A 24,369-nucleotide genomic window follows, 5' to 3' on the forward strand; every position below is an offset into this window, starting at 1 on the left:
GCAGGCTTGATGCCATGACCACGACCCCGCTGATCAGCGACTCCACCGGCGACGATCGGCCGCCGACCGCACGCTTCTTCGCCTTCGACCGGCACATCTGGAAGGAGATCGCCCATCTCCTGATCAATCTGCCGATGTCGCTGATCGGTTTTGTCTACACGGTGTTCATGGTCGCGCTCGGCGTGGGATTTTCCGTCACGGTGATCGGTCTTCCGCTGCTCGCGGTGGGGCTCGGCGGTTCGCGGCTGCTGGGCCGCCTGGAGCGCGCGCGGGCGCGGTCGCTGCTGGGCATGCGGATCGACGAGCCGAGCCCGCTCTCGCTCAGCCGCCGCGACCCGGGCTTCTTCGGCTGGCTGTGGTCGGCGGTCAAGGACCCGGTGGCCTGGCGGTGCGTGCTCTACGAGGTGGTCAGGCTGCCGTGGAGCGTGTTGACGTTCGCCGTGACGCTGGTGGGGCTGATCGTGCTCTGGCCCGTGCTCCCGTTCCTCGTGCGGACCCTCGCCAACGCCGACCGGGCCATGGTGCGCGGGCTGCTCTCGCCCTCCGACGAGCTGGAGCGGCGGATCGCCGAGCTGGAGTCGGACCGGGGCGTGGTGGTCGACACCGCAGCCGCCGACCTGCGCCGCATCGAGCGCGACCTGCACGACGGCGCCCAGGCCAGGCTCGTCGCCCTCGCCATGGGGCTCGGTCTGGCCAAGGAGAAGCTGCTGGAGGACCCGGAGGCCGCGGCGGCGATGGTCGGCGAGGCGCACGGCGAGGTGAAGCTGGCGCTCCAGGAGCTGCGCGACCTGGCCCGCGGCATCCACCCCGCCGTCCTCACCGACCGGGGGCTCGACGCGGCGCTCTCCGCCATCGCCTCGCGCTGCACGGTGCCCGTCAAGGTCACGGCCGACCTGCGGGAGCGCCCCGCCGAGGCCATCGAGGGCATCGCCTACTTCACGGTCTCCGAGCTGCTCCAGAACATCAGCAAGCACAGCGGGGCGCGGAACGCGACCGTCGAGGTGTGGCGGTCCAAGGGCCGGCTGCTGATCCAGGTGCAGGACGACGGGCGCGGCGGCGCGAGCCTCGACGGCGGTACGGGCATGGCCGGTCTCGCCGAGCGGCTCGGCGCGGTCGACGGGCTCTTCGTCCTGGAGTCCCCGGCGGGCGGCGGCACGACCGTGACGGCGGAACTGCCCTGGCGCGACCGGGAAGGTGCGGGAAAGCGCACTTAGCGGGGTGGGGAAAACCCCCGGTCGGAACTGAAACGGGCCTCATGGTGCGCGGTCTTCGCACCCGGCAGTCTTGTTGTACGAGCTTGAACACGAGCGCGGCGACACCGTCCGCGCCACCGCCCACCCGCCACCACCCACACACAAACGAGAACCAGAAACGGACGGCACCGCCATGGCCACGGCATACGACGGACCGGGGACCCGGGACCACTTCTTTCCCGCGGCGCTGCGCGCGCCGTTCGAGGCCCGCACCTGGCGCGAGTACGTCTACGTGCTGCTGAGCCTGCCGATCAGCGTGGTGAGCTTCAGCTTCGCCATAACCGGCTTCTCGGCCAGCGCCGGTCTGCTGATCACCTTCCTCGGGGTGCCGCTGCTCGCGCTGACGCTGGCCATGTGCCGCGGCTTCGGGGCCGTGGAGCGGCTCAGGGCGCGGGTGCTGCTCGGCGTGGACGTGGCCTCTCCCGCGCCGGCCAGGGGCCGGACCAACGGCCTGATGTCCTGGGTGGGCGCGGTCCTCAAGAGCGGCGTCTCCTGGCGGCACTTGCTCTACGCGCTGCTCCAGCTCCCCTGGTCGATCTTCACCTTCGTCGTCTCGACGGTCTTCTGGTCGATCGGCTGGAGCCTGTTCACGTACCCGCTCTGGCAGTGGACCTTCCCGGCGTACGGCGGCCACGGCGGCATCCAGCTGTACGGCGACAAGTCGCACGACATCTACCTGGACTCGGCCTTCGAGATAGCCGTCACCTCCCTGGTGGGCCTGGTCTTCGTCCTCGCCACCCCCTGGGTCGTCCGCGCCCTGACCTCGGTGGACCGGGTGATGGTGACCGAGCTGCTCGGCCCGTCCCGGCTGGCCACCCGCGTCACGGAGCTGGAGTCGGACCGGGGCGTGGTGGTCGACACCGCAGCCGCCGACCTGCGCCGCATCGAGCGCGACCTGCACGACGGCGCCCAGGCCAGGCTCGTCGCCCTCGCCATGGACCTGGGTCTGGCCAAGGAGAAGCTGACCGAGGACCCCGAGGCCGCCGCGCGGATGGTCGACGAGGCGCACGGCGAGGTCAAGACGGCCCTCCAGGAGCTGCGCGACCTGGCCCGCGGCATCCACCCCGCCGTCCTCACCGACCGGGGGCTCGACGCGGCGCTCTCCGCCATCGCCTCGCGCTGCACGGTGCCGGTGACGGTCGAGGTGGAGCTGGAGTCCAGGCCCGCCGCCGCGATCGAGGGCATCGCCTACTTCACGGTCTCCGAGCTGCTCCAGAACGTCAGCAAGCACAGCAGGGCGACCCGGGCGACCGTCGACGTGTGGCACGCCCAGGGCAGGCTGATGCTCCAGGTCACCGACAACGGCAAGGGCGGCGCGGACATCACGGCGGGCAGCGGACTGGCCGGGCTCGCGGAGCGGCTGGACGCGGTGGACGGGATCCTGGTCGTCGACTCCCCCGTGGGCGGCCCGACCAGCATCACGGCCGAACTGCCCTGGCGCCGCTGAGCGCCCGGCCCCGGCGGCGCCCGCCCCGGCGGACGCCGCCCCCTTCGCCGTACCCCGGCCTCGTGGCCCCCGACCTCGTGGCCCTCAGCCCCGCGCCTCCGGCCCCGTACCTCCCGGGATGTGCGGAGCGACACCCCGTTGTTGCCCGCACCCTGGCGCGTCCGGCCCCGGATCCTGGGATGCTGGAGGGCACAGGGGCGGGAAGCACATCGATACGTGGGGGCTACAGGGTCGTGGAGGACAGGGTGCGCGTCGTCATCGCCGAGGATTCAGTGCTGCTCAGGGAGGGCCTGACCCGGTTGCTGACCGATCGCGGGCACGACGTGGTGGCGGGTGTGGGCGATGCCGAGGCGCTGATCAAGACCATCGGGGACCTGCACGGACAGGGGCAGCTGCCGGACGTCGTCGTGGCGGACGTGCGGATGCCGCCGACGCACACGGACGAGGGAGTGCGGGCCGCGGTGCGGCTGCGCAAGGACTACCCCGGGATAGGCGTACTGGTGCTGTCGCAGTACGTAGAGGAGCAGTACGCCACCGAACTGCTCGCCGGGAGCAGCCGGGGCGTGGGGTACCTGCTGAAGGACCGGGTCGCCGAGGTGCGGGAGTTCGTCGACGCGGTGGTGCGGGTGGCGCGGGGCGGGACGGCGCTGGACCCGGAGGTCGTGGCCCAACTGCTGGGCCGCAGCCGCAAGCAGGACGTGCTGGCGGGGCTGACGCCGCGCGAGCGCGAGGTCCTCGGTCTGATGGCCGAGGGGCGGACGAACTCGGCGGTCGCCAAGCAACTGGTGGTGAGCGACGGCGCGGTGGAGAAGCACGTCAGCAACATCTTCCTGAAGCTGGGGCTTTCGCCGAGTGAGGGGGATCATCGGCGGGTACTCGCGGTACTCACCTACCTGAACTCCTGACGGAGCGCCGGGCGCTCCGCCCGGCGTCGAACCGGACTCGGACCTAGGACCAAAGGACGAGCGGGGAACGTCTCTGAGAGAAGCGCCGGGGGGCGACGAATCATGACGAAGCGTGGCAAGAGCGTGTTCCGACAAGGCGTTCATCATGTGATCTGCCCCGTAGGGGCGGCTCTCACGGCCGTAGGGTGGGCTCAGGGACTGCCGGGCAGCCGGCTGGTTCCGAGCAGCCGCCTCAAGGGAGGTTCAGTTCAGTGACCAGCCAGGTCAGTAGCCCAGCCGAGCAGGCCGACGGGGCCGACGGGGCCGTCGTCGCCGGGCAGCGTTCGCCGCTGCCCGAAGCGGCCGACAGAGCGGGTGCCGGCGAGAAGGAAGTGCGCCGACTGGACCGGGTGATCATCCGCTTCGCGGGTGACTCCGGTGACGGCATGCAACTCACGGGAGACCGCTTCACGTCGGAGACGGCGTCCTTCGGCAATGACCTCTCCACCCTGCCGAACTTCCCCGCCGAGATCCGGGCGCCCGCCGGAACCCTGCCGGGCGTCTCCAGCTTCCAACTGCACTTCGCCGACCACGACATCCTCACCCCGGGCGACGCGCCCGACGTGCTGGTGGCGATGAACCCGGCGGCACTGAAGGCGAACATCGCGGACGTACCGCGCGGCGCGGAGATCATCGTCAACACCGACGAGTTCACCAAGCGCCCGATGGCCAAGGTGGGTTACGCCACCTCCCCGCTGGAGGACGGCTCGCTGGACGGCTACCGCGTCCACCCGGTGCCGCTGACGACGCTGACGATCGAGGCGCTGAAGGACTTCGGGCTCTCCCGCAAGGAGGCCGAGCGCTCCAAGAACATGTTCGCGCTGGGCCTGTTGAGCTGGATGTACCACCGGCCGACCGAGGGGACCGAGCGGTTCCTGCGGACCAAGTTCGCCAAGAAGCCGAACATCGCGGAGGCCAACGTCGCCGCGTTCAGGGCGGGTTGGAACTTCGGCGAGACCACCGAGGACTTCGCGGTCTCCTACGAGGTGGCCCCGGCCACCCAGGCGTTCCCCACCGGCACGTACCGGAACATCTCCGGGAACCTCGCGCTGTCCTACGGGCTGATCGCCGCGGGCCGCCAGGCCGACCTGCCGCTCTACCTGGGCTCGTACCCCATCACCCCGGCGTCCGACATCCTGCACGAGCTGTCCAGGCACAAGAACTTCGGCGTGCGGACGTTCCAGGCGGAGGACGAGATCGCGGGCATCGGCGCGGCGCTGGGCGCGGCGTTCGGCGGCTCGCTCGCGGTGACCACGACGTCGGGGCCCGGCGTGGCGCTGAAGTCGGAGACCATCGGACTCGCCGTCTCGCTCGAACTGCCGCTGCTGATCGTGGACATCCAGCGCGGCGGGCCGAGCACGGGCCTGCCGACCAAGACCGAGCAGGCGGACCTGCTCCAGGCGATGTACGGGCGCAACGGCGAGGCGCCGGTCCCGGTCGTCGCCCCGAAGACCCCGGCGGACTGCTTCGACGCGGCGCTGGAAGCGGCGCGCATCGCGCTGACGTACCGCACGCCGGTCTTCCTGCTCTCCGACGGGTACCTGGCCAACGGCTCGGAGCCGTGGCGGATCCCCGAGATCGACGAACTGCCCGACCTGCGCGTGCAGTTCGCGACCGGCCCCAACCACGAGCTGGCGGACGGCACCGAGGTCTTCTGGCCGTACAAGCGCGACCCGCAGACCCTGGCCAGGCCGTGGGCCGTGCCCGGCACGCCCGGCCTCGAACACCGCATCGGCGGCATCGAGAAGCAGGACGGCACGGGCAACATCTCCTACGACCCGGCCAACCACGACTTCATGGTCCGCACCCGCCAGGCCAAGATCGACGGCATCGAGGTCCCGGACCTGGAGGTCGACGACCCGGACGGCGCCGGGACCCTGGTGCTCGGCTGGGGTTCGACGTACGGGCCGATCACGGCCGCCGTACGGCGGCTGCGCGCCGAAGGAACCGCCATCGCGCAGGCCCACCTGCGCTACCTCAACCCCTTCCCGCGGAACCTCGGCGAGGTGTTGGGGCGTTACGACAAGGTGGTCGTGCCCGAGATGAACCTCGGTCAGCTGGCCACCCTGCTGAGGGCGAAGTACCTGGTCGACGCCCACTCGTACAACCAGGTCAACGGAATGCCGTTCAAGGCCGAACAGCTGGCGACGGCTCTGAAGGAGGCCAGCGGTGTCTGACGCGAACGATACGCTGGAGGCGCTTTCACTCGTGCCCAAGGCCGAGGCCCTGCAGTCCATGAAGGACTTCAAGTCCGACCAGGAAGTCCGCTGGTGCCCCGGGTGCGGTGACTACGCGGTGCTCGCGGCCGTACAGGGCTTCATGCCCGAGCTCGGCCTGGCGAAGGAGAACATCGTCTTCGTCTCCGGGATCGGCTGCTCCAGCCGCTTCCCGTACTACATGAACACCTACGGGATGCACTCCATCCACGGCCGCGCCCCGGCCATCGCCACCGGACTCGCCTCCTCCCGGCGGGACTTGAGCGTCTGGGTCGTCACGGGCGACGGCGACGCGCTCTCCATCGGCGGCAACCACCTGATCCACGCGCTGCGGCGCAACGTGAACCTGAAGATCCTGCTGTTCAACAACCGGATCTACGGTCTGACCAAGGGCCAGTACAGCCCGACGTCCGAGGTCGGCAAGATCACCAAGTCGACGCCGATGGGCTCCCTGGACGCGCCCTTCAACCCGGTGTCGCTGGCGATCGGCGCGGAGGCCTCGTTCGTGGCGCGGACGGTCGACTCCGACCGCAAGCACCTGACGGGCGTGCTGCGCGAGGCCGCCGCCCATCCGGGCACGGCGCTGGTGGAGATCTACCAGAACTGCAACATCTTCAACGACGGCGCCTTCGAGGTCCTGAAGGACAAGCAGCAGGCCGAGGAGGCGGTGATCCGGCTGGAGCACGGGCAGCCGATCCGCTTCGGCGCCGAGGGCGCCAAGGGCGTCGTACGGGACCCGCTGACGGGCGACCTGAAGGTCGTCGCGGTCACCGCGGAGAACGAGTCGCGGATCCTGGTCCACGACGCGCACAGCACCAGCCCCACCACGGCGTTCGCGCTGAGCCGCCTGGCCGACCCCGACACGCTGCACCACACCCCGATCGGGGTGTTCCGCAGCGTGGAGCGGCCGGTCTACGACACGCTGATGGCCGACCAGCTGGACGCGGCGATCGAGCAGAACGGCAAGGGCGACCTCGGTGCGCTGCTGGCCGGCGGCGACACCTGGACGGTCGTCGGCTGAGAGCCGCACGTACGCAAGTAAGGGGCGCCCTCCCGGGAGGGCGCCCCTTACGCATGTCCGTACTACTTCTCCGCGCGCGCCTCGTCGTACGTCTCGCGCGCCTTCAGCACCTCGTCCATCCGCTGCTCCGTCCAGCGCGCCAGGCCCCACACCTGCTCGGCGGCCTCGCGGCCGAGGCCGGTGAGCGAGTAGTCGACGCGCGGCGGGATCACCGGCTTGGCGTCCCGGTGCACGAAGCCGTCCCGCTCCAGGGTCTGGAGGGTCTGGGCGAGCATCTTCTCGCTGACCCCGCCGACGTGCCGCCGCAGCTCGCTGAAGCGGTACGAGCGGTCCAGGAGCGCGGCCAGGACGAGGACGCCCCAGCGGCTCGTGACGTGCTCCAGGACCAGCCGGGAGGGACACATCGGCTGGTTGACGTCGGCTTTCCACGGTTGACTTACGCCCATACCAGTACCTTACTTCAAAGTGGGTACTTCCGAATAGTTAGTACCCCTCCTACGGTAAGTCCCATGAGCATCGTCATCACCGGAGCAACCGGACACCTCGGCCGTCTCGTCGTCGAAGAGCTGCTGACCACCCACCGCGTCCCCGCGGGCGACATCGCCGCCGTCGTCCGGAACGAGGAGAAGGCCGCGGACCTCGCCGCGCGCGGCGTCGAGCTGCGGATCGCCGACTACGGCGACCCCGCGTCGCTCGAAGGCGCCTTCCGCGCGGGCGAGCGCGTGCTGCTGATCTCCGGCAGCGAGGTCGGGCGGCGCGTGCCGCAGCACACCGCGCTGGTGGAGGCCGCCAAGGCGGCGGGCGTGGCGCAGCTCGCGTACACCGGGGTCCTGGGCGGCCCCGGGGCCGACTTCGACCTGGCGGCCGAGCACAAGGTCACCGAGCGGCTGATCCTCGACTCCGGCCTGCCGTACACCTTCCTGCGCAACGGCTGGTACCACGAGAACTACACGGAGCACCTGGCGCCCGTCCTGGAGCACGGCGCCGTCGTGGGCAACGCGGGCGACGGCCGGGTCGCGTCGGCCGCCCGCGCCGACTACGCGGCCGCCGCGGCCGCAGTGCTGACCGGCGAAGGGCACCTGGGCCGCACCTACGAGCTGAGCGGCGACACCGCGTGGTCCTTCGCCGAGTACGCGGCCGAGGTCGCCCGCGCGGCGGGCCGGGAGATCGCGTACCGGAACGTCACGGCCGCCGAGCACCAGGCGATCCTCGCCGGGGCGGGCCTCCCCGAGCCCCTTCCCGCGATCCTCGCCGACGTCGACGTGGCGATCGGGCGCGGCCTGCTGGCCGGGACGAGCGGCGACCTGGCCCGGCTGATCGGCCGCCCGACCACCCCCGTCGCGACGGCGGTCGAGACGGCGGTCCGCGCCGCCGGATAGCCCTACCGGGGCGCCGATCGACCCCGCCGGGGGCGCCGCAGGACCACCCGCCGGGGCCTGTCATGACCGTATGGCAATACGCACATGGCAGAAAAACCCCGACGCCGCTACCTTCCTCTTGAGTGGGCTCGGTCAACACCGGGTGTCGGGCATGGGGCGGGAAGGGCGGGCCGGTGGCTGAGTCGGAGAAGGAGCAGCGGGCAGGACTGCTGTACGGCATCGGCGCGTACGGGATGTGGGGCCTCGTGCCCCTGTTCTGGCCGCTCCTCAAGCCGTCCGGCGCGATGGAGATCCTCGCCCACCGCATGGTCTGGTCGCTGGTCGTGGTCGGCCTCGTCCTGCTCGTGCTGCGCCGCTGGGCGTGGCTCGGCGAGCTGCTGCGCCAGCCCCGCAAGCTGGCGCTCCTCGCGGCGGCCGCGGCCGTCATCACCGTCAACTGGGGCCTGTACATCTGGGCCGTCAACAACGGACAGGTCGTCGAGGCGTCGCTCGGCTACTTCATCAATCCGCTGGTCACCATCGCCATGGGCGTGCTGCTCCTGGGCGAGCGGCTGCGGCGCGCGCAGTGGGCCGCGGTCGCCACGGGCGCGGCCGCCGTGCTGGTGCTCGCGATCGGGTACGGCAGGCCGCCCTGGATCTCCCTGGTCCTGGCGTTCTCCTTCGCGACGTACGGCCTGGTGAAGAAGAAGGTCAACCTGGGCGGGCTGGAATCGCTCGCCGCCGAGACCGCCCTCCAGTTCCTGCCCGCGCTCGGCTACCTGGTGTGGCTCGGCGCGGCCGGGTCGCTGACCTTCGGCGCGGAGGGCACGGGCCACGCGGCGCTGCTCGCCGCGACGGGCGTGGTGACCGCGGTGCCGCTGGTGTGCTTCGGCGCCGCCGCGATCCGGGTGCCGCTCTCCACGCTGGGGCTGCTCCAGTACCTGGCGCCGCTGTTCCAGTTCGGGCTCGGAGTCCTGTACTTCCACGAGGCGATGCCCGTCGAGCGGTGGATCGGCTTCTCCCTGGTGTGGCTGGCGCTCGTGGTGCTGACCTGGGACGCCCTGCGCACCGCGCGCAAGGGCCGGCTGGCGGCGGCAGCGGCCCGCGCCGAGGCGCTGCCGGACCCGGAGGCCCCGGTGGAGAAGGGCCTCCGGGAGAAGGCGCCGCGGGAAGAGGCGCTGCCGGGGAAGGCCGCGGCGGCGCGCCAGGACGCGCCCGCCTCCTCCTCGTAACCCCCCTGGCTCCCCCGCACGGACCGTCGCCCGCAGCACCTGGGCGGCGGTCCGTGCAGTTTGCTGCCACCTCCGCCGGGCCGCCCTTCGCGTGGCGCGATCTGATCGCCGTACGACTGCCGGACCTGCGGCCGACATCGAGACCAACGGCGCGTAAACGGTCACCCGGCGAACGAAAAGCGCAGACCAACCACTCTTTCGCGACCCCCCGTGTCCGATATGCGGATCCTTCTGACCGATTCCCGCCCTTGACGCAATATCGGCCGCTCGCCGAACATTCAGCACGCGCTCAACATGACGTGCCCCTGCCACAGAGGCACCTCGCGTGCACCACAGCACTCCCGCACGTTCCGTCCTGTCCCCGTACGGAATTCGGAGCCCCCACACCATGACCCCGCTCTCCCGCAGAGGCGCCGCCGCGGTCGCGGCCCTCGCCGTCGCCGGTCTGCTCGGCACCGCGGCCACCACCTCAGCCGCGACCGGCGCCCCGGCCACCGCGCCCGCGAAGTCCGCGCGCACCGCCCAGGCCACCGCCCTCGCCGCGCCCGACATCCCGGTCGCCAACGTCAAGGCGCACCTGAGCCAGCTCCAGTCGATCGCCACCGCCAACGGCGGCAACCGCGCCCACGGCAGGGCCGGCTACAAGGCGTCCATCGACTACGTGAAGGCCAAGCTGGACGCGGCCGGCTACACCACGTCCCTCCAGACGTTCACCTCGTCCGGCGCCACCGGCTACAACCTGATAGCCGACTGGCCCGGCGGCGACCCGAGTCAGGTCCTGATGGCCGGGTCGCACCTCGACTCGGTGACCTCGGGTCCCGGCATCAACGACAACGGCTCGGGCTCGGCGGGCGTCCTGGAGACCGCGCTGGCGGTCTCGCGCGCCCAGTTCAAGCCCGACAAGCACCTGCGCTTCGCCTGGTGGGGCGCGGAGGAGCTGGGCCTGGTCGGCTCGCGCCACTACGTGAACAACCTGCCCGCGGCCGAGCGCACGAAGGTCAAGGGCTACCTGAACTTCGACATGATCGGGTCACCGAACCCCGGCTACTTCGTCTACGACGACGACCCCACGATCGAGAAGACCTTCAAGGACTACTTCGCCGGGCTCGGCGTCTCCACGGAGATCGAGACCGAGGGCGACGGCCGCTCCGACCACGCGCCCTTCAAGAACGTGGGCATCCCGGTCGGCGGCCTGTTCTCCGGCGCCGACTACACCAAGACGTCGGCGCAGGCGCAGAAGTGGGGCGGCACGGCCGGGCAGGCCTTCGACCGCTGCTACCACTCCTCGTGCGACACCACGGCGAACATCAACGACACCGCGCTGGACCGCAACGGCGACGCCATCGCCCACGCGATCTGGACGCTGTCGGGCGGCGGCGGCACCCCGCCGACCGGTGACGTGTACGAGAACACCGCGGACGTCCAGATCCCCGACAACGGCGCGGCCGTCACCTCGACGGTCAACGTCTCGGGCCGCACCGGCAACGCGCCCTCGACCCTCAAGGTCGGCGTCGTCATCAAGCACCCGTACCGCGGCGACCTGGTGATCGACCTGATCGCTCCGGACGGCTCGGCGTACCGCCTGAAGAACTCCGGCAGCGACTCGGGCGACGACGTCAACACGACGTACACCGTGAACGCCTCCAGCGAGGCCGCCAACGGCAGTTGGAAGCTGAAGGTCCAGGACGTCGGCCCGCAGGACGTCGGTTACATCGACAGCTGGAAGCTCACCTTCTGACCCTTCCCCGTCACCCTTTCGGGGCCTTCCACGGACTGTATGCGTGTGCATATACTGCACACGCATACAGTCGTGTGGGTGGAGGGGAAGCATCATGTCCGACCGGAAGTTCCTGTTCCTGCTGGGTTCGAGCCGCTCGGGCGGCAACACCGAGACGCTCGCCAGGCTCGCCGCCGAGCAGCTCCCCGACTCCGTCGAACAGCGCTGGCTGCACCTGGAGGACCTGCCGCTCGGCCCCTTCAGGGACGTGCGCCACGCCGAAGGCCCGGCCCCGGCCGCCGCGCTCACCGGCCACGCGGCGACGCTGCTGGAGGCCACGCTGGAGGCGACGGACCTGGTCATCGCGTCGCCGGTGTACTGGTACTCCGTCTCCTCGTCCACCAAGCTCTACCTGGACCACTGGGAGTACTGGCTGAACGAGCCCGACGTGGACTTCAAGGAGCGCATGAAGGGCCACACCCTGTGGGGCGTGACCGCGCTCGCGGGGCGCGACAGGGCGGACGCCGATCCGCTGGTCGGCACCCTGCGGATATCCGCCAGGTACCTCGCGATGAACTGGGGCGGGGCGCTCGTCGGCAACGGCAGCAAGCCCGGCGACGTGCTGAACGACAGCGACGCGACGGCCCGCGCGAAGACCTTCTTCGACCTCGGCTGACGGCCGCGGACGACGGGCCGCGCGGCGGCGGCCCGGTTCAGGGGCGCGGCTCAGTTCAGGGGTGCGGCCCCGCCCGTACCGCCCAGGGCCCCCACGGCCCCCAGGACGTGCGCGATCAGCTTCTCGACCTCCGCCGCGCCCTGTATCGGCTTGCGCAGGACGTAGCGGTAGTAGAGGGGGCCGTACAGCATCTCCACCATCAGCGGCAGGTCCGCGCCCTCCGGGAGCTGGCCCGACCGGCGGGCCGAGCCCAGCCGCTCCAGGGCGGCGTCGAACCGGGGGCCGATCATCTCCTCCTGCACGGCCCGCGCGAGCGCCGCGTCGTGGTGCAGCTCGGAGAGGATCCCGGCGTACGCGGGCCCGAAGGGCGGCGTCGTGAGCAGCTTCACAGCGCCCGTCATATGGGTACGGAGGTCGGCCGCGACGTCCCCGGTGTCGACGAAGGGCGTGGCGTCGATCAGCGCTTCCGTGACGGCTTCGAGCAGCACCGCGCCCTTGGAGGGCCACCAGCGGTAGATGGTCTTCTTGCTGACCCCGGCACGGGCGGCGATGGCCTCGACCGTGACGTGTGCGTACTCCTTCTCCGCGCAGAGTTGCAGCGCGGCCGACAGGGTCGACTGCCTGGACTGTTCGCTGCGGCGGCGCACACTCATCGACTGAGTCTACGGCCAGGGTTTGACAGTGGAATGACAACCTCCAAGAATGTCGGGGCACCGCAGGAAACGCTACGTGTCGTGTCGAGCCGCACGCGGGGACGTCTCGACGCGACACGTAGTCCTGGTCCGTACGGCCCCCCGTCGGAGCCGGTGTCTCAGGCGGTGATGTCCTTCGCCGTGAAGCGCGCCCAGGCCGCCGAGCCGAACACCGCCGCGTACAGCCCCTGGAGTCCGAGGTTCTTGACCACCTCGTCCCAGTAGACGGGATCGCGCAGCAGATCGGCGAACGACAGCCAGTAGTGCGTGAAGAGATACGGCTGAATGGCGTCCAGCTGCGGGATCGTGTCCAGGATCTGCACGGTGATCAGCAGCCCGACCGTCGTCGCCATTGCCGCGATGCCGCTGCTGGTGAGCGTCGAGACGAAGAGCCCGAGCGCGGCGATGCCGACCAGCGAGAGCGCGACCACGCCCGCGATCACCAGCGCCCGCAGCACGCCCTCCGCCATGCCGATCCTGGTCCCCGAAATCGTCGTGAGATCGCCGAACGGGAACAGCAGCGCACCGACGGCGAGCGCGGACGCGGCCACCACGAGCGTCGCGACCAGGCAGAAGGCCAGCGTCGAGGTGAACTTCGCGAGCAGCAGCCTGGTCCGGCCCGCCGGGGCGACCAGCAGATAGCGCAGCGTCCCCGAACTGGCCTCGCCCGCGACGGCGTCCCCCGCGACCACCCCGACCGCCATCGGCAGGAAGACGGGGAGGGTGGCGGCGAGCGCGGCGAAGACGAGGAAGAGGCCGTTGTTGGTGATCTGGGCGAGGAAGGCGGGCCCGTCGGAACCGCCGCCGCCCTCGCCGAGCGTCGAGCCGTCCCGCGTCTCGATCTTCACGGCGATGCCGATGAGGATCGGTACGCAGGCCAGCACGGCCAGGAGCGAGAGGGTGCGCCAGCGGCGGAGGGTCACGACCAGCTCGGAGCGGAAGAGGCCCAGCGTCCAGCTCCACTTCGGGGGCCGCGCGGGCGGTGCCGCCCCGGGCGCCGCCTCCCCCGTGGACGCCGCCTCCCCCGTGGACGCCGTCTCCCCCGTGGGCGCCGTCTCAGCCTGCGACATCGAAGCCCTCTCCCGTCAGCGCGACGAACGCGTCTTCCAGCGAGGCGCGCTGGAGGCCGAAGGCCCTGACGCGCACGCCTCCGTGCACCAGCGCGGCGTTGAGCTCCGCGAGGTCGGTCGTTTCCCGGTCGCCGCCGCCGTCGCCGTCACTGCCACTGCCGCCGCTACTGCCGCCGCTCCCGGTCGGCGGCTCGCCGGTCACCAGGTCGCCGTCCACCACCAGATCGGTCACGCCCAGTTCCTTGAGGATGCGCACGGCGTCGGCCGGGTCCGGGGTGGTGACGGCGAGCCGCCCCCTGGCTCCCGCCGAGAGCTCCGCGACCGGGCCCTGCGTGACCAGGCGGCCCCGGGTCATCACGGCCGCGTGCGTGCAGACCTGCTCGATCTCGTCGAGGAGGTGGGAGGAGAGGAAGACGGTGGTGCCGTCCGCCGCGAGCTCCCTGACGAGCGCGCGGATCTCCCGCATGCCCTGCGGGTCGAGGCCGTTCGTCGGCTCGTCGAGCACCAGCAGTCTGCGGGGCTGGAGGAGGGCGGCGGCGAGGCCCAGGCGCTGCTTCATGCCGAGCGAGTACGCCTTGGCCTTCTTGCCCGCGGCAGCGGTCAGCCCCACGCGCTCCAGGGCGGCCCCCACGCGCGCCCCGCGGCTCCGGGGGTCGGCGGTCGGGTCCGCCGCGTCGAAGCGCAGGAGGTTGTCGCGGCCGGTCATGTGGCCGTACAGCGCGGGGCCCTCGATCAGCGCGCCCACGTGCGGCAGCACGGCGCGCACCGCGCGGGGCACGGGCTCGCCCAGGACGCGGGCGGTGCCGGCGGTGGGGTCGATGAGGCCCATCAGCATGCGGATGGTGGTGGTCTTGCCCGAGCCGTTGGGCCCCAGGAAGCCGAAGACGCTTCCGGCGGGGACGGTCAGGTCCAGGTGGTCGACGGCGAGTTGGCCGCCGCGGTACTGCTTGGTGAGGCCCCGCGTCTCAATGACGGCACCCTCGGTCATCGCTCCCCCGTCTCTCTCGGCCTGCGCCCAGGCTAATCGCGTGTTCCACGCGCGGGGGCGGTTCCCCGGCTCCGCGCCCACGCGGCGGAGCCGCACACCAAACACAGCCCCGCGCCCCCATGAGGGGCGCGGGGAACCGCGCACGTCTCTTGACGCCCCGGCAGGGTTTCGGGAAGGGACGGGCGGGGGACGGCCCGCCGCGGGCGAAACGGCGCCCCCGGGCTACGGCGCCCCCGCCCCGCCCCCGTACCCCCTACTTCGCCGCGTTCGCCGCGTCCACCAGCGCGTCGCTCGTGACCGCGCCCACGAACACCTTTCCGTCGTCCGTGATCAGCGCGTTCACCAGGCGCGTCTTGAAGACCGTCCCGGACCCGAACTTGCCCGTCGCCTTGTCGCCGAGCGCGTTCAGGAACTGCTCCGCCTCCGGCGGCACCTCGCCCGCCTTCGGCGCGGTGAAGCCCTCGCCGCCGGGGACGTCGAGACGGGCCACCGACGTCCAGCCCTTGCCGATCACGTTCAGCCCCTCGAAGCCCTCCAGGCCCTCAAGGTCCGCACGGCCCTTGTCCGGGGCGCCCTTGTCCAGCTCCTTGGCCGCCTCGTCCGCCTCGGTGACCTTCGTGCCCTTCGGCGGCGTGAAGTCGAACGTCGACGCCTCCGGCGCCCCGAAGTCGACCTTCGTGAAGCCCGCGTCGATCACCGCCTTGCCGCCCCCGCTCGGCGAGAGCGTGAACTTCAGCGGCACGCCGTTCTTCGCGTCCACCGCGACCTTGATCGAGCCGATCGTCGAGCCGGCCTGCTTCGGCTTGATCAGCAGCTGGTACGCATCGCGCCCCGCGACCTTCGCCGTGCCGTCCACGGTCACCGACGTCGTCGGGTCGACCGCCTTCAGCGCCTGCTCGGCGAGCGCCTTGGGGGTGGTCGGCAGACCCTCGGGGGTCACCGGCTTCCCGGCGGGCCCGTCCGGCTTCGCCGCGTCGGCCGGGGCCTTCGCGTGGAACGCCTCGTTCGACCCGGAGTCGTAGGCCCACACCTCGCCCGCGTTGTGGATCAGGCTGTACTCCGCGGCCCTCTCCATGATCGATATGCGCTGCTTCTCGGGGCCGTCGAGCGCGACGCGCAGCGTGTGCGAGCCCGCGGCGAGCTGCGTCAGCTTGGCCTTGGGGTCGGCGGCCGAACCCCGGTCGTCGCCGCCCCCGCCGCCCCCGCCGCCGCCCGGCGCGAACGCCCCGGTCGCGGCGCCGCCCAGCGAGGGCAGCCCCAGATCAGTGGTGATCTTCACCGTGCCGGACAGCTGCTCCTGGTCCGAGGAGGCGATCTTCTCGATCAGCTCCTGCGCGGTGATCTTCGGCAGATCGGGGTCACCCGACGCGGCGAGCGCCGGGACCAGTCCGATGGTGGCCGCCGCCACTCCCGCCACCGCGACCGGGACGACGTACCGCGCCGCCTTCCTGCGGCCGGGGGCGAGGTCCCTGTCCTCGTCGGTGGAACGTGCGTTGTCGTTCGGTGCCATGGTGTGCCCTACCTCCGTGGTCGGCGGCGACTGCACTCTCCCCCACCCCGCGCCGCCATTCTCACCCGGATCGGCCGGGTTGCTCGGGAGTGGTGTCTCCCATCTGACCAAATCGGCCACGCCCGAGCGTCAGTCCTCGGGATCAACTCCGCCTACTCCTACGGTATGACGGCGAAGCCCGGCGCCTCCCCCGACCAGTAAGGGAAAGCGCCGGTGAGCTGGGACGACGAGCGGGGCACCCCTTCCCGTCCGGAACGGGCCCCGCCCTCCGTACGGGACGAATACCCCGCTCCGTCCGGAGCAGGCCCCCGCCTCCGTACGGAAGTGGGGCGCGGGAGGAGGACCCTCACTTCTGTACGAAGACGTAGTCCGCCCCGTACGGAACACCGACGACCGTGCCCCGGACGCAGGTGCCCGCCGGGGCGACCCCGCCCTTGGTGTTGAGCCGCAGGATCTCCGCGGTGCGCGACAGCAGCCCGTGGTTCCGGCCGGTCCTGGTCGCCGCGAGGTCCAGTTCGGCGATGTTCTCCGCGCCGTTGGGCGTCCTGCCGAGCACCGCCCCGGTGACCGCGCTGCGGTCCCCGGCGATCCACTGCGGCGTCCCCGAGTTCGGGGCGGTGAAGGAGTGGGCGATGCCCCCGGCGAGGAGGGCGCGCACGTCGCGCTGCTGGAACGAGAGCGTGCCGTCGGTGCCCTTCTTGCACTCGTAGACCTGCTGCCCGCGCAGGACGGGCGCCTGGAAGTGCTCCAGGGCCCGGCCGAAGTCGAAGGAGCGGGTCACCCGGTGGAGCTGGCCGCGCACCGCGCCGCCGGGGAACCTCGCCGTGTGCAGGTTGGCGTAGAAACCGCCCGGATCCGTCTTGAAGGCGTCCAGCAGCGCCGCGTCGCCGACCCGTACGGTGCCGGTGGCCGTACGGCCCTTCCCGCGGCCCAGCTCCCCGGTGAAGTCGACCTTGATGCCGCCGTTCACGCCCTTGGCGCCCTGGTGGATGTGGAGGGCGGTGGGCCGGTCGACGCCGCGCCACTTCACCGCGAAGGACACCCGGTCGCCCTTGACCTTCACGAACTCCAGCGCGACCCCGTCCCGGTCCCCGACCGCGGGCCCGCCCGGCACCGGAACCTCCTGGTCGCCGCTCATGCTCGCCACGAAGAAGGACGCGCCGCGCGCGTCCCGCAGCGCCCCGCCCCGCACCTCGACGCCCTCGCCCGCCCCGTGCCCCTGGTGCCCGGCCCGTCCGCTCACGGAACCGCCGGAGCCCGCACCGGAGTCGTCCGACCCGCTTTCGGCGACCGCCGGAAGGACCGCGAACGTGACCCCCGCGACGGCGGCGACGGCGGTCGCGCCGACGACGAGCCCCTTGATCCCCTTGCGGCTCCGAGAACCTTCGGACCTCTTGAAACCCTTCATCCCGGATTCCCCCGTATTCCCCTGTTTCCAGGCCTACGCCCCTGTGCGTCGGCTTCTGTGCAGGGGTACGGAGAGGATCTGAACCCGGACTCAACCCGAAAACGTGACCTGAGTCACAGGCCCGTGGGACGGGTCCACGGGCCGGGGGTCAGCCCGCGCGGTGCACCACCGCGTCGCACAGTTCCCCGAGCGCCGCCTTGGCGAACCCGTCGGGCAGCGGCGCCAGCGTCGCCCGCGCCTCCTCCGCGTACCGCACGGTGTCGCGCCGCGCCTGCTCGAAGGCGGGGTGCGTGCGCAGCGCGGCGAGCACCTCGGCCAGCACCGCGTCGTCCGACAGGTCGCCGTCGATCCGCTCGACCAGCGCCAGGTCCTCCGGGTCGCCGTGCTTCGCCGCGTGCGCCCGCAGGTGCAGCACCGGCAGCGTGGCGATGCCCTCGCGCAGGTCGGTGCCCGGGGTCTTGCCGGACTCCTCGGATTCGCTCGCGATGTCGAGGAGGTCGTCGGCGAGCTGGAAGGCGACGCCGAGGCGCTCGCCGTACTGCGTCAGGATGTCGACGACGCCCTCGGACGCGCCCGCCATCATCGCGCCGAACCGGCCCGACACGGCGACCAGCGAGCCCGTCTTGCCGGACAGCACGTCGAGGTAGTGCTCGACCGGGTCCCGGCCGTCGCGCGGGCCCGCGGTCTCCAGGATCTGGCCCGTGACGAGCCGCTCGAACGCCTCCGCCTGGATGCGCACGGCCTCCGGGCCCAGGTCGGCCAGGATGTGCGAGGCGCGCGCGAAGAGGAAGTCGCCGGTGAGGACGGCGACCGAGTTCTCCCAGCGGCTGTTGGCGCTCTGCACGCCGCGCCGCACGTCGGCCTCGTCCATCACGTCGTCGTGGTACAGCGTCGCCAGGTGGGTCAGCTCGACGACGACGGCGGACGGCACGACGCCCGGCGCGTAGGGGTCGCCGAACTGGGACGCCAGCATGACCAGCAGCGGACGGAAGCGCTTGCCCCCGGCCCGCACCAGGTGCTGCGCGGCCTCCGTGATGAAGGGGACCTCGCTCTTGGTGGCATCGAGCAGCCCCGCCTCGACTGCCGCCAATCCGGTCTGGACATCGGCTTCGAGAGCCTGGTCCCGCACGCTCAGCCCGAACGGCCCGACGACGGTCACGAGGGGATCTCCTGTCTGCTGACGATCACACGGAATGTCGATGTGTCGCTGCCTTCACTCAAGTCAGCGTATCCGGTCACCTTTCGATCACTGTGGGCGCCTTCCCGCTGCCCCCGATATGTCCTGAATAAGGCGATGCGGCGAGAGATAAGGACCACCCCGGAACCCCCTCCGCCCCTTCTCGCACTCCGTCCCCTTCCTCTTCCCCTTCGACCTCGACCTCACCGCCGTCGCCCCGCGCCGCCCCCGTCAGGAGTAGCGGAGGCCACTGCCGCTCCGCGTGATCGCGTCGTACCGTGTCACCACGCTCACGCGAACCGGAAAGCGAGGCAGCACCCCCATGTCCGAGCAGAGCCCGCTCGACCTCCCCGAGGGCGACCCCTTCGGCCCGCACAACCTCCCCTACGGCGTCTTCTCCACCGCGGCCGATCCGGCCCACCGCAGGCTCGGCGTCCGCATCGGGGACCACGTGCTCGACGCGGGCGCGGCGGCGCACGCACTGGGCTCGCCGTACGCCCAGCTCCTCGCCCAGCCCACGCTCACCCCGCTCCTCGCGGCGGGCCGCACCGCCTGGCGCGACGTGCGCCGCGCGCTCACCGCGTGGGTGACCGTCCCCTCGTACCGCCCGGACATAGAGCCCCTGCTGCACCACCTCTCCACGGTCACGCTGCACCTGCCGTACGAGGTGGCGGACTACGTCGACTTCTACGCGAGCGAGCACCACGCCACCAACGTCGGCAAGATCTTCCGGCCGGACGGCGACGCGCTCACGCCCAACTGGAAGCACCTGCCGATCGGCTACCACGGCCGCGCCGGCACGATCGTGGTCTCCGGCACGGACGTCGTGCGGCCCAGCGGCCAGCGCAAGGCCCCGGCCGACGCCGCCCCCGTCTTCGGGCCCTCCGTGAAGCTGGACATCGAGGCGGAGGTCGGCTTCCTGGTCGGCACGCCGTCCGCGCTCGGCACGCCCGTCCCGCTCGCCGGCTTCGACGAGCACGTCTTCGGCGTCTTCCTGCTCAACGACTGGTCGGCGCGGGACGTCCAGGCGTGGGAGTACGTGCCGCTCGGCCCGTTTCTCGGCAAGTCCTTCGCGACCTCCGTCTCCGCCTGGGTCACCCCCGTCGAGGCGCTGGACGCGGCGCGCGTCGCGCCCCCGGCCCGCGACCGGGAGCTGCTGCCCTACCTGGACGACGCGGCGGAGGAGCTGCCCGGCGGCTTCGACCTGCGGATCACGGTCTCGATCAACGGCGAGGTCGTCTCCGAGCCGCCGTTCGCCTCCATGTACTGGACGGCCGCGCAGCAGCTCGCGCACATGACGGTCAACGGCGCGTCCCTGCGCACCGGCGACGTCTACGGCTCGGGCACCGTCAGCGGCCCCGAGGTCCACCAGCGCGGCTCGCTCCTGGAGCTGACCTGGAACGGCACCGAGCCGCTCCAGCTCACCAACGGCAAGCGGACGTTCCTGGAGGACGGTGACACGGTCACCCTCACCGCCTGGGCGCCGGGCCCCGACGGCACCAAGGTCGGCCTGGGCGAGGTCACCGGCACGATCCTCCCGGCGCGCGGCGCGTGAGCAACGGGGCGGCGACCGGACCCCGGTCGCCGCCCCGCCGCCTCACTCCGCCGTCCTCACTCCGCCGTCCTCACTCCGCAGCCGAACCGGGCGCCGAACCGCTCGCCTCCGCGAGCGCGGCCAGCACGCCCTCCCCGTACGTCGCGAGCTTCTTCTCGCCGACCCCGCCGATCGTCCCCAGCTCCGCCACCGACCCGGGCTTCGTGCTCGCGATCTCGCGCAGCGTCGCGTCGTGGAAGATCACGTACGCCGGGACGCCCTGTTCCTTGGCCTGCGCGGCCCGCCAGGCGCGCAGCGCCTCGAAGAGCGGCACGTCCTCCGGCGCCAGGTCGACCACGGCCTTCGCCTTGCGCTCCGAGCCCGACCCCGACCCCGACGACGTGCGCGCCTTCTTCGCGGGCGCCGCCTCCTTGCGCAGCGGCACCTCGCGGCGCCGCGCCAGCACGTCCCCGCTCGTCCCGGTCAGCACCAGCGTGCCGTACTCCCCCTCGACCGCGAGCAGCCCCTGGGCCAGCAGCTGGCGCACCACGCCCCGCCAGCCAGCCTCCGACAGCTCCTCGCCGATGCCGAACACCGACAGCTGGTCGTGGTCGAACTGGATGACCTTCGCGGTCCGCTTGCCGAGCAGGATGTCGATGATCTGGCCCGCGCCGAACTTCTGCCGCCGCTCCCGGTCCAGGCGCACCACCGTGGACAGCAGCTTCTGCGCGGCGACCGTGCCGTCCCAGGTCTCGGGCGGGGTCAGACAGGTGTCGCAGTTGCCGCAGGTCGCCTCGCCGGCCTCCTGGCCGAAGTACTGGAGGAGCTGGGCGCGGCGGCAGGACGCCGCCTCGCAGAGCGCCAGCATCGCGTCGAGCTGCGCGGTGGCCCTGCGCCGGAAGTTCTCGTCGCCCTCGCCGCCGAGCAGCATCTTGCGCTGCTGGACGACGTCCTGGAGGCCGTACGCCATCCAGGCCGTCGAGGGCAGTCCGTCGCGGCCGGCGCGGCCCGTCTCCTGGTAGTACCCCTCGACCGACTTGGGCAGGTCGAGGTGGGCCACGAAGCGCACGTCGGGCTTGTCGATGCCCATGCCGAAGGCGATGGTCGCGCAGACCACCAGGCCCTCCTCGCGCAGGAAGCGCGACTGGTGGGCGGCGCGGGTGCCCGCGTCCAGGCCCGCGTGGTACGGCACGGCCTCCACGCCGTTCTTGCAGAGGAACTCGGCGGTCTTCTCGACCGAGGCGCGCGAGAGGCAGTAGACGATGCCCGCGTCCCCCGCGTGCTCCTCCTTGAGGAAGGCGAGCAGCTGCTTCTTGGGGTCGCTCTTGGGCACGACGCGGTACTGGATGTTGGGCCGGTCGAAGCCCGCGACGAAGTGCTCGGCCTTCTCCAGGCCGAGGCGCTGGGTGATCTCCTGGTGCGTGGCGCGGGTCGCCGTCGCGGTCAGCGCGATGCGCGGCACGTCGGGCCAGCGCTCGCCGAGCAGCGAGAGCGCGAGGTAGTCGGGGCGGAAGTCGTGGCCCCACTGGGCCACGCAGTGCGCCTCGTCGATCGCGAAGAGGGAGATCTTCCCGCGCGCGAGCAGGCCGAGCGTCGCTTCGACGCGCAGCCGCTCGGGCGCCAGGTAGAGCAGGTCGAGCTCGCCGGCCAGGAACTCCGCCTCGACCGTGCGGCGCTCGTCGAAGTCCTGCGTCGAGTTGATGAACCCGGCCCGCACGCCCAGCGCCCGCAGCGCGTCGACCTGGTCCTGCATGAGCGCGATGAGCGGGGAGACCACCACGCCCGTACCGGGTCTGACCAGCGCCGGGATCTGGTAGCAGAGCGACTTTCCGCCGCCGGTCGGCATGAGGACGACCGCGTCGCCGCCGCCGACCACCTGGTCGATGATCGCCGCCTGCTCGCCGCGGAAGCTCTCGTACCCGAAGACCTTCCGCAGCGTCTCCAGCGCGTCGCCGCTCATCGCTCTGTCCCCCGTGGGTTCGGTCCAGGTCCGGCAGTCACTCGGCCACCTTAGGGCCAGCCACTGACAGCCACGGACCACACGGGAGCACCCACGGGCGGGGTCAAGGCGCCGGGCCCCGCGCCCGGCGCCTCACACACACCTCACACGCCTCGCTCAGCCCACCCGCCACAGCGAGGGCGTTGCCGGGGGCTCCCACCCCGGCTGTGCGGTGTGCGACTGGAGGCATACGTAGCCCGTGCCGCCGTACGTGACCCGGGCTCCTGCCGTGTAGGACGTGCCGACCGTCCAGGTGGTGCCGCCTGGCGGGTTCGACGGGCCGGGACCCGGGCCCTGCCGGACGTTCAGCACGAAGTCGAAGGCCGCCTCCTTGCCCGGGTTCGACTGCCGGACGTTCATCAGCAGGCGCGGGTCGAAGAGCGAGTCGGTGTTGTTGCGCGGCTCGCCGGGGAAGTACAGCTGGGTGGTGAGGATGGGCTGTCCCGGCGCCTGGACCTTGACGTGGATGTGCCGGGTGCGGCCCGGGTAGAGGCCGGGCACGATCGTGGAGAGCGAGAAGCCGCCCTGCGCGTTGGTGAACTGGTGGCCGCGGAAGCGGAAGCCGGTGTTGTCGTACGCGCCGTTCACGTCCGCCTGCCAGAAGTCCAGCAGCGCGTTGGCTATCGGCTGACACGAGCGGCCGAAGACGTAGCCGGAGACGGTCAGGCGGGTGCCGGGGGTGCTCGCGTCCACGAGCGAGGTGCGCTTGGGCGAGTTCGGCTTGAAGTACGGGCCTTCCATCTGCGGCGGCGTGGGGTCGTCGCCGTCGTCGCAGAAGGGCGTGGGCTCCAGCTCCGTACCGCTGTTCGCCGACGTCCTGGCCAGTGCGGGGACGCCGATCAGGGCCATCGGTACGGCGGCGCCCGCGGCGAGCGCGGCCTTGAGCACCGTCTTGCGGCTCGGCCCGGTGGCGGCGTTCTGTTCGGCCGTGTGCTCGCCGTACTCGCCGGTTCCTTCGGATGTTCCGTCCATGCCAACTCCTGGGGAGGGGAGAAGAAGGGGGATGGGGTGGGGGGTGGGGATCGGGGAAATCGGGGGGAGAACAGGGGGATCTGTCGCGGGAATGGGCCGGTGCCGGGCGGCACGGTGGCCGACGGGGGTTCGGCTAAGAACCTATGGACCCGGCCCCGCTCCCGGCGATGGACGGGATTCGGTGATCGTGGTGAAAATCCCCGCCGCCCTTACGGAACGCCCCCGGACTCGTCCCCGTCTCCCGCCGGAAGAAGCGGCAGAAGTACGCCGGATCGTCGAACCCCACCCGCAGCGCGACCTGACGCACCGTCAGTTCGGTGCGCGCGAGCAGCCGCTTCGCCTCGTGCGTCCTGGCCTGGCGCACCAGCTCGCCGGGCGTCCGCCCCGTCGCCTCCTTCACGATCTCCGAGAGGTGCCCCACCGACACCCCTATCCGCTCCGCACAGGCCCGTACCGAGAGCCCCGCCGGATCGGACCCCGCGACGAGCCCCACGAACTCCTCGACCACCGACGGCGCCCGCTCGGGCACGGCCGGCCCCTCGGCCAGCCGCCTCCCCGCCCTGACGATCAGTATGTGCAGCAGCGCCCGCAGCACGGAGTCGAAGCCCCCGGCCCCCATGCGGTACTCCCGGTCGAGGTCCGCGACCAGGGGCCCCGCCCAGCCGTTCGCCCGCTCGTCGAGCCGCCGCCAGGGGGCCGCGCCCAGGCGCCGCAGGATCTCGCGGTCGCCCGGGTGGTCGAGCAGGAAGTCCTCGGTGAAGAGCACCACGTACCCCTCGACGCCCCGGCAGTCCTCCCAGTGGTGCAGCTGGCCGGGCAGGATGAACTCCAGGTGCGGCGGCCGCAGTTCGGCACGGTGCAGATCGCGCACGTGGGTGCCGGTGCCCCCGGTGACGTACACGATCTCGTAGAAGGTGTGCCGGTGCGGGAAGTCCGCCCTGGACATGGGGCCGATGCTGTCGAACGTACCGATCGCGAAGGGCAGGGAGTTGGGCATCGGGACGTCGAGCCGGTGCATCGGGAACACCCCGGCCGGCTCGTCCTCGATGTCCCCGTCGGTTAACACCGTGGCGCCGCTCATCCCGCCACGATGGCACGCGAGGTGCCCGCCCGGAACATACGAACCGGCCCTCTGGGCCGACGATATGGCCAGGT

The 24,369-nt window shown here is 71.7% G+C and carries 20 protein-coding genes; 10 read left to right on the top strand and 10 right to left on the bottom strand.

Annotation, left to right across the window (positions count from 1 at the left end; all coding sequences use genetic code 11):
- The first annotated feature begins 14 nt into the window (after positions 1–14).
- The 5 genes from ACIBNE_RS22515 (at position 15) to ACIBNE_RS22535 (ending at position 6,881) form a co-directional block, all read left to right on the top strand.
- Positions 15–1,214, top strand: coding sequence for a sensor histidine kinase (locus ACIBNE_RS22515; protein ID WP_399274130.1), 1,200 nt, complete (start codon positions 15–17; stop codon positions 1,212–1,214).
- A 172-nt stretch (positions 1,215–1,386) separates the two neighbouring features.
- Positions 1,387–2,700: a sensor histidine kinase gene (locus ACIBNE_RS22520; RefSeq protein WP_399274132.1), complete on the top strand. Its 1,314-nt coding sequence runs from the start codon at positions 1,387–1,389 to the stop codon at positions 2,698–2,700.
- Between the two features lie 245 nt (positions 2,701–2,945).
- Positions 2,946–3,605 carry a response regulator gene (locus ACIBNE_RS22525; RefSeq protein WP_399274134.1) on the top strand — a complete coding sequence of 220 codons (660 nt, stop codon included), beginning with the start codon at positions 2,946–2,948 and terminating at the stop codon, positions 3,603–3,605.
- Positions 3,606–3,856: 251 nt separating this feature from the next.
- On the top strand, positions 3,857–5,821 hold the full coding sequence (locus tag ACIBNE_RS22530) for a 2-oxoacid:acceptor oxidoreductase subunit alpha (RefSeq protein ID WP_399274136.1): 1,965 nt from the start codon (positions 3,857–3,859) through the stop codon (positions 5,819–5,821).
- Positions 5,822–5,879: 58 nt separating this feature from the next.
- Entirely contained in the window at positions 5,880–6,881 is a 1,002-nt protein-coding gene (locus ACIBNE_RS22535; RefSeq protein ID WP_399274282.1) for a 2-oxoacid:ferredoxin oxidoreductase subunit beta, read from the top strand.
- A gap of 62 nt (positions 6,882–6,943) precedes the next feature.
- Here the strand turns inward: ACIBNE_RS22535 and ACIBNE_RS22540 are convergent, their stop codons facing one another.
- On the bottom strand, positions 6,944–7,327 hold the full coding sequence (locus ACIBNE_RS22540; protein WP_399274138.1) for a winged helix-turn-helix transcriptional regulator: 384 nt from the start codon (positions 7,325–7,327) through the stop codon (positions 6,944–6,946).
- A gap of 63 nt (positions 7,328–7,390) precedes the next feature.
- Here ACIBNE_RS22540 and ACIBNE_RS22545 point away from each other — a divergent pair, with 63 nt between their 5' ends.
- From ACIBNE_RS22545 to ACIBNE_RS22560, 4 genes are all read left to right on the top strand, one after another.
- Positions 7,391–8,260 carry an SDR family oxidoreductase gene (locus tag ACIBNE_RS22545; RefSeq protein ID WP_399274139.1) on the top strand — a complete coding sequence of 290 codons (870 nt, stop codon included), beginning with the start codon at positions 7,391–7,393 and terminating at the stop codon, positions 8,258–8,260.
- A gap of 233 nt (positions 8,261–8,493) precedes the next feature.
- Positions 8,494–9,471, top strand: a complete 978-nt coding sequence (gene rarD, locus ACIBNE_RS22550) for an EamA family transporter RarD (RefSeq protein WP_399274284.1) — start codon at positions 8,494–8,496, stop codon at positions 9,469–9,471.
- A gap of 388 nt (positions 9,472–9,859) precedes the next feature.
- Positions 9,860–11,209, top strand: coding sequence for a M28 family metallopeptidase (locus tag ACIBNE_RS22555; protein WP_399274141.1), 1,350 nt, complete (start codon positions 9,860–9,862; stop codon positions 11,207–11,209).
- Positions 11,210–11,303: 94 nt separating this feature from the next.
- A complete protein-coding gene (locus tag ACIBNE_RS22560; RefSeq protein ID WP_399274143.1) occupies positions 11,304–11,864 on the top strand; it encodes a flavodoxin family protein in 561 nt (186 codons plus the stop codon).
- 50 nt (positions 11,865–11,914) lie between these two features.
- Here the strand turns inward: ACIBNE_RS22560 and ACIBNE_RS22565 are convergent, their stop codons facing one another.
- From ACIBNE_RS22565 to ACIBNE_RS22590, 6 genes are all read right to left on the bottom strand, one after another.
- Positions 11,915–12,517 carry a TetR/AcrR family transcriptional regulator gene (locus ACIBNE_RS22565; protein WP_399274145.1) on the bottom strand — a complete coding sequence of 201 codons (603 nt, stop codon included), beginning with the start codon at positions 12,515–12,517 and terminating at the stop codon, positions 11,915–11,917.
- Positions 12,518–12,675: 158 nt separating this feature from the next.
- A complete protein-coding gene (locus ACIBNE_RS22570) occupies positions 12,676–13,626 on the bottom strand; it encodes an ABC transporter permease (protein ID WP_399274147.1) in 951 nt (316 codons plus the stop codon).
- Entirely contained in the window at positions 13,613–14,614 is a 1,002-nt protein-coding gene (locus tag ACIBNE_RS22575) for an ABC transporter ATP-binding protein (protein WP_399274149.1), read from the bottom strand. Before ACIBNE_RS22575 ends, ACIBNE_RS22570 begins: the two co-directional genes overlap by 14 nt.
- Before the next feature lie 253 nt (positions 14,615–14,867).
- Positions 14,868–16,124, bottom strand: a complete 1,257-nt coding sequence (locus ACIBNE_RS22580) for an outer membrane lipoprotein carrier protein LolA (RefSeq protein WP_399274151.1) — start codon at positions 16,122–16,124, stop codon at positions 14,868–14,870.
- A gap of 346 nt (positions 16,125–16,470) precedes the next feature.
- Positions 16,471–17,532 (bottom strand): CHRD domain-containing protein, encoded by a 1,062-nt coding sequence (locus tag ACIBNE_RS22585; protein ID WP_399274153.1) that lies wholly within the window; start codon positions 17,530–17,532, stop codon positions 16,471–16,473.
- 148 nt (positions 17,533–17,680) lie between these two features.
- Positions 17,681–18,691 (bottom strand): polyprenyl synthetase family protein, encoded by a 1,011-nt coding sequence (locus ACIBNE_RS22590; RefSeq protein WP_399274155.1) that lies wholly within the window; start codon positions 18,689–18,691, stop codon positions 17,681–17,683.
- A gap of 340 nt (positions 18,692–19,031) precedes the next feature.
- Here ACIBNE_RS22590 and fahA point away from each other — a divergent pair, with 340 nt between their 5' ends.
- Positions 19,032–20,264, top strand: coding sequence for a fumarylacetoacetase (gene fahA / locus ACIBNE_RS22595; RefSeq protein ID WP_399274157.1), 1,233 nt, complete (start codon positions 19,032–19,034; stop codon positions 20,262–20,264).
- A gap of 70 nt (positions 20,265–20,334) precedes the next feature.
- Here fahA and recQ read toward each other — a convergent pair whose 3' ends face one another.
- The 3 genes from recQ to ACIBNE_RS22610 form a co-directional block, all read right to left on the bottom strand.
- The gene (gene recQ / locus ACIBNE_RS22600) at positions 20,335–22,203 is read right to left on the bottom strand and encodes a DNA helicase RecQ (protein ID WP_399274158.1); all 1,869 of its coding nucleotides are present in this window, start codon (positions 22,201–22,203) and stop codon (positions 20,335–20,337) included.
- Between the two features lie 156 nt (positions 22,204–22,359).
- The gene (locus ACIBNE_RS22605; protein ID WP_399274160.1) at positions 22,360–23,214 is read right to left on the bottom strand and encodes a carbohydrate-binding protein; all 855 of its coding nucleotides are present in this window, start codon (positions 23,212–23,214) and stop codon (positions 22,360–22,362) included.
- Positions 23,215–23,347: 133 nt separating this feature from the next.
- A complete protein-coding gene (locus ACIBNE_RS22610) occupies positions 23,348–24,295 on the bottom strand; it encodes an AraC family transcriptional regulator (protein WP_399274163.1) in 948 nt (315 codons plus the stop codon).
- Positions 24,296–24,369 lie beyond the last annotated feature (74 nt).

This window comes from Streptomyces sp. NPDC050504 (assembly GCF_044458065.1).
Classification (GTDB): Bacteria; Actinomycetota; Actinomycetes; order Streptomycetales; family Streptomycetaceae; genus Streptomyces.